Below are 8652 nucleotides of genomic sequence, written 5' to 3' on the forward strand. Positions count from 1 at the left end.
ACGGCGCGGGCCTGTCGGGCAACCCCGACATGAAGGTCAGCGATTTCATCTTCAAACGGAAACCCAAATTGGCGGTGGTCAGTTTCGCGGTCGGCGGCGCGACGAAGCGCGTCCCGGTCACGCTGAACTATGTCAACGGGCTCTCCTTCGACCCGGTATAAGATACGGTGGCAAGCGTCGCGCTCCTTTCGAATCCGCGCTCGACGGGCAACCGCTCGTTGTTGCCGCGGGTTCGCGAATATTGCGCGGCGCACCCCGACATCTTTCACTATGAGGTCGAGGACGTCGACCAGATCGAAAAGGCCATCCGTACCATGGCGATGGTCGGTCCGCGCGTCGTCGTCATCAACGGCGGCGACGGCACCGTGCAGGCCGCGCTCACCGAAATCTATTCGGGTGATCATTTCGGCGGCTCGCCGCCGCCGGTCGCCGTGCTTCCCAACGGCAAGACCAATCTGATCGCGCTCGACCTCGGCGCCGAGGGCGATCCGATCAAGGCGCTGCAGCGCGTAGTCGAACTGGTCGAGAGCGGGCGGCTCGAGGATCATGTGATCGAACGCCAGCTCATCGCGCTCGACAGCGGCGGCGAGGAACGACCGGTACTCGGCATGTTCCTCGGCGGCGCCTACCTCGCCGACGTCATGCTCTATTGCCGCAACCGCATCTATCCGCTCGGCCTGCCGAACGGGATTTCGCATTTCCTTGCGGCGATGCTGGCGCTGTTCGCGATCGTCTTCGGCATCGGCGGCGGGCGTCTGCCGCCCAAGCCCGAGCCGATGACCGTGTCGCTGATCCGCCAGGGCGAGTTCAAGGGCAAGTTCTCGCTGCTGATCGTCACGACGCTCGAGAAACTGCTGCTGAGCATCCGCACGAGCGAAGCCTATGGAACGAACGGCAATATGAAACTGCTCGCGACCGACAGCAATGTCGGCGCGCTGTTCCGCATGCTCGGCGCGACCTGGCGCGGGACGCTGGGGCAGAAGCAGCTCGATGGTGTGCATTTCCAGCAGGGCGACGAAATCCGCATCGAGGGCGAGCGGTCGAACGTGATTCTCGACGGCGAAATTTTCCAGGCGAAGAATGGCGCGCCGATCATCCTGACCTCGACGCAGCCCGTTCCCTTCCTGCGCCTCGCCGCCTGAGCCTTTCATGTCCGCGCTGTCCGAATTCGTCCGCGAAGAACTCGCGACCCCGGTCGATCCGCGCGTCGCCGCGATGGCGTCGGCGATTGCCGCCGAATATCCCGGCAGCGCGCGTGCCGTGCTCTTCTACGGCAGCTGCCTGCGCGAGAGCGAACTCGACGGGCTGATGCTCGACTTCTATCTGATCGTATCGGACTACGGCGACGCCTATCCCAAGCGCTGGATGGCGGTCGCCAACCGTCTGATCCCGCCCAATGTCTTTCCGTTCCAGCACGGCGGGCTGATCGCCAAATATGCGGTGCTGAGCGAAGCCGATTTCGACCGGCTGAACGGCCCCGAGACCCGTAATGTCTCGGTATGGGCGCGCTTCGCGCAGCCGTCGCGGCTCGTGTGGGCGGTCGACGGTACCGCCCATGATCGTGCGATCGCCGCCGTATCGCGCGCCGCGCCCACGCTGCTCTCGGCTGCGGGGCGGCGCGCGGGCGAGGCGCCGCTCGACTGGTGGCGCCGCGCCTTTTCGCTGACCTATTCGGTCGAGCTTCGCGCCGAACGGACGAGCCGCGCGCAATCGGTCGTCGATGCCGATGCGGCACGCTATGAACGCATCAGCGCCCCCGCGATTGCGGCCATTCCCGCCGATGCCACCGGCGGTCGCTGGGCGCGGCGGCGGTTCGAGGGCAAGCTGCTCAGCGTCGCGCGGCTCGCCAAGGCCAGCCTGACCTATGCGGGCGGGATCGATTATCTCGCATGGAAGATCAACCGCCACGCGGGCACGAAGATCGAGATCAAGCCCTGGCAGCGGCGCTGGCCGCTGGTGGCGGCATTGACGCTCGTACCCCGGCTGATGAAAAGTGGCGCGATTCGCTGAACTTTCCCCCGGGAAATGGGGTAAAGCGGATCAGTTGACGAGCCGCTGGCCTTCGGAGCGCCCCTCGCCGGTGCGCCGGATCGCCTGATCGAGCGCGGTCAGCGTGAAGGGTTTGCGCAGCACGTCATGGTCGCCGAACGCCGCGTCCTCGCTCGCGTCGCCGGCATAGCCCGTTACGAACAGCACCGACAGTTCGGGCCAGCGCTGTTTCAGCTGCGCGACCATTTCGGGGCCTGTGAGCTCGGGCATCAGGACGTCGGAGAGTATGAGGTCGAAGCCGCCATGGCCTTCGGCAAGCCGCCCTTCGACGAGCGCCTCCGCCTCGAGCGGGTTGCCGCACGCGACGGCCGTGTGGCCGAGCTCGCTCACCGCATCGACCGTGGCCGCGAGTACGCGCGCGTCGTCCTCGACGACGAGGATGTTCAGCGCGTCGGCTGGCGTATCGGGGCCTGCGGTTTCGCCCGGGACGGCCTCGGTTACGGCCTGGGGTTCGGGCTTGGCGATCGGCAGGAGCATCGCGACGCTCGTGCCTTCGCCCTCGGTCGACGCAATCTGCACCTCGCCGCCCGACTGGCGGCAGAAGGCGAAAACCTGACTCATGCCGAGACCCGTTCCCTGTCCGGCGGGTTTGGTCGTGTAGAAGGGGTCGAAGACGCGTTCGAGCACTTCGGGCGACATGCCGCAGCCGGTGTCGATGACCTGTACCGCCAGCGCGGCCGCCTCATACTCGCCGTCGTCGAGCGTACGGATCGTCAGCGACCCGTGACCGTTCATCGCATCGCGCGCATTGACGGCGAGATTGAGCAGCGCATTTTCGAACTGTTGCCGGTCGATCCAGCAGGCGAGCCCGTCGGCCTGGAGATCGAGCGTCAGCGCGATACGGTCGCCGATCGTCCGTTCGATGAGCTGGGCGAAGCTCGCGATCGATTCGTCGATCGGCGTCATTTCGGGACGCGCGGGCTCCGCCCGCGCAAAGGTCAGCAGGCGCCGCGTCAGGTCGGCGGCGCGGTTGGCGCCGTCGAGCGCGTTGGAGAGGTGGCGCTGCGCCTTTTCGGGCTTGCCCGGCAACCAGCGCTGCGCGAGTTCGAGCCCGCCGACGACGACCGCGAGCATATTGTTGAAGTCGTGCGCGATCCCGCCGGTGAGCTGGCCGACGGCCTCCATCTTCTGCGCCTGCCGAAGCTGCGATTCCGCCGCCTCGCGCTCGGTCATCTCGCTGCGAAGCGCCTCGTTGGCGTGCGCCAGTTCGGCGGTCCGCTCCTCGACCGCGGCTTCGAGATGCATCGCGCGGTCGCTTTCGAAAATCTGCTCGCGTCGCGCCAGTCGCCGTTCGCCCTCGGCGCGGATCAGCGAGAATGTCGCGCCGATCGCGGCGACCACGGCGCCCGCGCCGAGCAGCGAAAAGAGCAGGATCGCCTGGTTGAGGTTCGCGCGGTCGGCCGCCGCAAGCCGGTTGCGATCGCGGAGCAGGGCGCGCTCGTTCGCGATGATTTCGGACAGCACCTTGTCGATCCGGCCGATCCCTTCGCCCTTGCCGGCGGCATAATATTTGGAAATGGCGGCGACGGTCTGGTTGTAATTGGCGCTGAGCGCGGCGTCGCCGAGCTGGGCGCCGCGGCTGTCCATCTCGCGCGTCAACTGCTCGACGAGCGCCATCTGCTTCGGATTGTCGCGGACGTTGCGCCGCAACTGGGTCAGGAACTGACGCGCGCGGCCCCATTGATATTCATAGATGCGACCGTCTTCCTTCTGCAGTCCGACCGCGAAGCGGCCGAGCGCAGCCTCGGCGCGCGCGATCGCCGCGTCGACCGAACGGGTCTGCGAGATCACCTCCATGCTCTGCGTCTGCCAGCCGAGCGAACGGTCGTAATTGTCGTTGGCGCGCGCGAGCAGAACGACGAGCGCCCCGACCACGCCGGTCAGGATCGCACCGAGGACGATCGTCGACCAGAAGCGAATACGCTCCCGCCGCCCGTCATTTTCGCTGTCGATATCCCGCTCGAACACGCGCATCTCTTACCGGACAAGCGCCGCGCCGCAAAGCGCCGAAGCCTCCGTTGACCTGACACCGCTTCGACTCGCCCCGAAAAGGAATCCGCTGGTCGGCGGAGCCGCTCGGTTCAGCCGATAATGCCCACGCGTTTGCCCGCCCGTTCGAAGCGGCCCAGGATTTCGGTGACCTGTTCGCTCGAATGCTCGGCACAGAGCGAGCAGCGCAGCAGTGTCATGCCGGCGGGCGTTGCCGGGGGACGCGCGAGATTGACGTAAAGCCCTTCTTCCAGAAGCGCTTCCCACATCATCGCACCTTTCTCGAGGTCGGGCATGATCACCGCGATGATCGCCGACTGCGGTTCTTCGGTACCGAGCGTGAAGCCGAGGTCGCGAAGGCCCTTGTGCAGGTTCTTCGAATTTTCCCACAGATGCGCGCGCTTGTTCGACCCGTGCATCAGCTTGCGAATGCTCGTCGCGGCGGTCGCGACGACGCTCGGCGGCAGCGAGGCGGTGAATACATAGGGACGGCAGACGAGCCGCATGATCTCGAACTTCGGATGGTTCGACACGCAGAAGCCGCCGACGGTGCCGACGCTCTTGCTGAAGGTGCCGATGATGAAGTCGACATCATCGATCACGCCCTGCGCCTCGGCGACGCCGCGGCCATGCTCGCCGATGAAGCCCATCGAATGCGCCTCGTCGACCAGCACCATCGCGCCGGCCTCTTTCGAGACACGGATCATTTCCTTGAGCGGCGCGACGTCGCCGAGCATCGAATAGACGCCCTCGAGTACGACGAGCTTGCCGGCCTCGGCGGGCAGGCGCTTCAGGCGCTTTTCGAGCGCTTCGACGTCATTGTGACGGAAGGCGACGATTTCGGCGTCGCCCATCTTGCACCCGTCATAGATCGACGCATGGCTGTCGATGTCGAGGATGACATAGTCGCCCTTGCCCGCGATCGTCGAAATGATGCCGAGGTTCGCCTGATAACCGGTCGAGAACACCATGGCATGATCCATGGCGTAAAATTCCTTGAGCGCGTCCTCGCACTCCTTGTGCCCCTGATAGGTGCCGTTGAGGACGCGGCTGCCGGTCGTGCCGCTGCCGAACTTGTCGAGCGCGTCCTTGCCCGCGGCGATGACGTCCTCGTCGAACGTCATGCCCATATAATTATATGTGCCGAGCAGGATCGTCTCGCGCCCGTTGCAGATCGCGACGGTCGGCGAGAGCACCTTTTCCATCACCAGACTGAACGGATCGGTGACGCCGGTCGCGAGCAGTGCCTCGCGCTGCTGGATCAGCGGGTCGAACTTGCTGAAAAGATCGGTCATCGCGGTATCAGCCCTGCAATTTCTCGACTGCGGCCACGAGCTGGCCGACATTTTCGATTTCGGCCTGCATGTTCATGCTGATGATGATGTCGAACGTGTCCTCGACCTCGGCGACGAAGTCCATCACCGTCAGGCTGTCCCATTCGAGGTCGCCGGCAAAGGTCGTCGCGTCGGTCAGTTCGACGCCCTTCTTGTTGAACGGTTCGATCAGGGCGAAAATCTGGTCCTTGAGAGCGGTGCTCATGTGGTGCGTCCCATAGAGATAAAAGTTGCGCGCGGGCATGCCGCGAAGCCTGCCGATTGGCAAGCGAATGCGGCGGGAACAGGGCAGCATCTTGCCGAGAAACGCGCGCCGTGCCATCGCTGTTGCGGGTCCAAGACGGGGAATGCCTATGCCAGACGATCCGAAGCCGGCATCCGGCGCGGGTTTTCCGCCCAACGCCGTGCATCTGGTGCGCACCACCCAGCAGATCACGATGCAATTGTCGCAGATGGCCGACCAGAAGGCGTCGATCCTGATGGGCGCGACGTTCGTCGTGTTCACCCTCGCGGTCGGACAGGCGCGGGCCGGGGCGGGCGCGCTGGCGATGCCGCTCACCATCCTCGCGACCTTTTCCTTCCTCTCGGCCCTGCTCGCCGTCTCGGCGGTGCTGCCGCGGGTCGGCAAGGCGCCACCGGTCGTCTACAAGGACGGCAAGGACCACAGCAACATCCTCTTCTTCGGCCGCTTCGCGCAGATGGACGAGGACGACTATATCGCCGCGGTGAAGGCGCGCCTCCGCAGCGAGGAAGATATCTACGAGACGATGCTGCGCGACACCTATCAGAACGGCATTGTCCTCGCGCGGCGCAAATATCGCTATCTGGCCTATGCCTACCGGCTGTTCGTCGTCGGCCTGACGCTGACCTTCATCGCGTTCGGCGCCGAAATGATCGCGATGTGGCGGGGGTGACGCGGGTGTCTGTTGCCTTTCTGCCACCCCGGCGGACAAATGCTCCGCCGAAAACCGGCCGGTATTGAACCGCAACATTCGCACGCCTATCCGGGCCGGCCATGCTGGAGCGGGCCCAACCCCTGACCGCGGATCGTCCGCAGAATTTCCGCGCCGAGTTTCGCGCGACGCTCGCGCTCGCGGGGCCGCTCGCGGCGGCGAATCTGCTGCAGATGCTCGTCCATGCGATCGACGTGATGTTCGTCGCACGCCTCGGCGATGCGGCGCTCGCCGCCTCGTCGCTCGGCGTCGCCATCTTCGGGCTGCTGCTCTGGACCGGCTCGGGGCTGGTCGGCGCCGCCGCGCCGCTGATCGCGGCCGAACTCGGCCGCCGCAAGCACAGCGTCCGCGAGGTGCGGCGCACCGTGCGCATGGCGCTGTGGCTGAGCGCGCTCGTCTCGCTCCTCTTCATGGGCATTTGCGCCGCGGGCGGGCCGATCATGCGCGCGACGGGGCAGCCCGGGGATCTCGCGGCGCGCGCCGCGGGGTTCCTGCTGATCCTGATGTGGGGCATGTTCCCGATGATCGCGGCGAGCGTGCTTCGCATCTTCGTTTCGGCGCTGGGGCGGCCGACGATTGCGACGGCGATCACCTTCGGCGCGCTGTTCGTCAATGCGCTCGGCAACTGGGTGCTGGTGTTCGGCCATCTGGGCATGCCCGCGCTCGGCCTGCATGGCTCGGCGATCTCGAGTGTGATCACCAGCGCGCTGATCCTGCTCGCCTATGTCGCGGTCATCCAGAGCGACCGGCGGCTTCGCCGCTACCATATCTTCGGCAACTGGTGGCGCAGCGAATGGAGCCGCTTTTTCGAGATGTTGCGCATCGGCACGCCGATCGGGGCGACCATCCTTGCCGAGGCGGGGCTGTTCACCGGCGCCGCTTTCCTGATGGGCCGGATCGGCGAGGCCCAGCTTGCCGGGCATACGATCGCGCTCCAGATCGCGGCGCTCGCGTTCCAGATTCCCTTCGGGATTGCGCAGGCGGCGACGATCCGCGTCGGCCTTGCCTATGGCGCGCGCGACCATCGCGGCATCGGCTTTGCAGGCCACGCCTCGCTCGCACTCGGCATCGGCTTCATGGCCTTTACCGCGCTGCTGATGTGGCTGTTCCCCAGCCTCGTCCTGTCGATCTATGTCGATGTCGACGATGCGAAGAATGCGGCGCTCCTGGGCTTCGCGATGCAGTTTCTCGTGGTCGCCGCCGCTTTCCAGTTGTTCGACGGGGCGCAGGCGGTCGCGGCCGGGGTGTTGCGCGGTCTTCAGGACACGCGCATCCCGATGGTCATCGCGATCTGCGGCTATTGGGTCGGGGGCTATGGCACCGCGATCTATCTCGGTTTCTGGACGCCGCTCGAGGGTGTCGGGGTCTGGATCGGGCTCGCCGTCGGTCTGATACTGGTCGCCGCGCTGCTCATCGCGCGCTGGCGCATGCGCGCCCGTCTCGGCCTGCTTCCGGCCTGACGCAAAAACTTCGCAAGAATCTTGTAGCGGGACGCTTGACGCCTATTGGACTCCCACCCATATGGCCGCCTGTTAGCACTCGCGCCCTGTGAGTGCCAAACGCGATATCTTTGCACCTCTGGAGGGTAATCCATGCAATTTCGTCCGCTGCACGACCGCGTGCTCGTCCGCCGTATCGAAGCCGAAGAAAAGACGGCCGGCGGCATCATCATCCCCGACACCGCCAAGGAAAAGCCGCAGGAAGGCGAAGTTGTCGCCGTCGGAACCGGCATCAAGGCCGAAGACGGCAAGGTTACGCCGCTCGACGTCAAGGCTGGCGACCGCATCCTGTTCGGCAAATGGTCGGGCACCGAAGTCAAGGTCGACGGCGAAGAGCTGCTGATCATGAAGGAATCGGACATCCTCGGCGTTCTCGCCTGAGCCAGTCCTTCCGTTTCGGCGGAAATATGATTTCAGTGTAAAGTTACGCAGTTTTCTGCGATTTTTTGAAGGAAGCAATCATGGCTGCCAAGGACGTTAAATTTTCGCGCGACGCGCGCGAGCGCATCCTGAAGGGCGTCGACATCCTCGCCGACGCCGTCAAGGTCACGCTGGGGCCGAAGGGCCGTAATGTCGTGATCGACAAGAGCTTCGGCGCGCCCCGCATCACCAAGGACGGTGTGTCGGTCGCCAAGGAAATCGAACTCAAGGACAAGTTCGAGAACATGGGCGCGCAGATGCTGCGCGAAGTCGCCTCGAAGGCGAACGACAAGGCCGGTGACGGCACCACCACCGCGACCGTTCTCGCCCAGGCGATCGTTCGCGAGGGCATGAAGTCGGTCGCCGCCGGCATGAACCCGATGGATCTGAAGCGCGGCATCGACCTTG

General features: G+C 65.3%; 9 protein-coding genes. 6 read left to right on the forward strand and 3 right to left on the reverse strand.

Annotated features, from left to right (window positions below; all coding sequences use genetic code 11):
* Positions 1-167 precede the first annotated feature (167 nt).
* Positions 168-1142: a diacylglycerol kinase family protein gene (locus JHC57_RS19155; protein ID WP_294032101.1), complete on the forward strand. Its 975-nt coding sequence runs from the start codon at positions 168-170 to the stop codon at positions 1140-1142.
* Positions 1143-1149: 7 nt separating this feature from the next.
* The gene (locus JHC57_RS19160) at positions 1150-2010 is read left to right on the forward strand and encodes a hypothetical protein (RefSeq protein ID WP_294032103.1); all 861 of its coding nucleotides are present in this window, start codon (positions 1150-1152) and stop codon (positions 2008-2010) included.
* Positions 2011-2040: 30 nt separating this feature from the next.
* On the opposite strand, the gene JHC57_RS19165 is transcribed toward JHC57_RS19160, so the two are convergent.
* The 3 genes from JHC57_RS19165 to JHC57_RS19175 all read right to left on the reverse strand — a co-directional run bounded on the left by JHC57_RS19165 (position 2041) and on the right by JHC57_RS19175 (position 5577).
* Positions 2041-4017, reverse strand: coding sequence for an ATP-binding protein (locus tag JHC57_RS19165; RefSeq protein ID WP_294032104.1), 1977 nt, complete (start codon positions 4015-4017; stop codon positions 2041-2043).
* 113 nt (positions 4018-4130) lie between these two features.
* Positions 4131-5333: an aminotransferase class I/II-fold pyridoxal phosphate-dependent enzyme gene (locus JHC57_RS19170; RefSeq protein WP_294032106.1), complete on the reverse strand. Its 1203-nt coding sequence runs from the start codon at positions 5331-5333 to the stop codon at positions 4131-4133.
* Between the two features lie 7 nt (positions 5334-5340).
* Positions 5341-5577, reverse strand: coding sequence for an acyl carrier protein (locus JHC57_RS19175; RefSeq protein ID WP_294032107.1), 237 nt, complete (start codon positions 5575-5577; stop codon positions 5341-5343).
* A gap of 148 nt (positions 5578-5725) precedes the next feature.
* On the opposite strand from JHC57_RS19175, the gene JHC57_RS19180 reads away from it, so the two are divergent.
* From JHC57_RS19180 to JHC57_RS19195, 4 genes are all read left to right on the forward strand, one after another.
* Entirely contained in the window at positions 5726-6286 is a 561-nt protein-coding gene (locus tag JHC57_RS19180; protein WP_294032109.1) for a Pycsar system effector family protein, read from the forward strand.
* A 101-nt stretch (positions 6287-6387) separates the two neighbouring features.
* On the forward strand, positions 6388-7785 hold the full coding sequence (locus JHC57_RS19185; protein WP_294032110.1) for an MATE family efflux transporter: 1398 nt from the start codon (positions 6388-6390) through the stop codon (positions 7783-7785).
* Positions 7786-7917: 132 nt separating this feature from the next.
* Positions 7918-8205, forward strand: a complete 288-nt coding sequence (groES, locus tag JHC57_RS19190) for a co-chaperone GroES (RefSeq protein WP_294032112.1) — start codon at positions 7918-7920, stop codon at positions 8203-8205.
* An 80-nt stretch (positions 8206-8285) separates the two neighbouring features.
* A partial coding sequence (locus JHC57_RS19195; RefSeq protein WP_294032114.1) for a TCP-1/cpn60 chaperonin family protein occupies positions 8286-8652 on the forward strand: 367 nt, incomplete at its 3' end.

The organism is Sphingopyxis sp. (assembly GCF_016463645.1).
Lineage (GTDB): Bacteria > Pseudomonadota > Alphaproteobacteria > Sphingomonadales > Sphingomonadaceae > Sphingopyxis.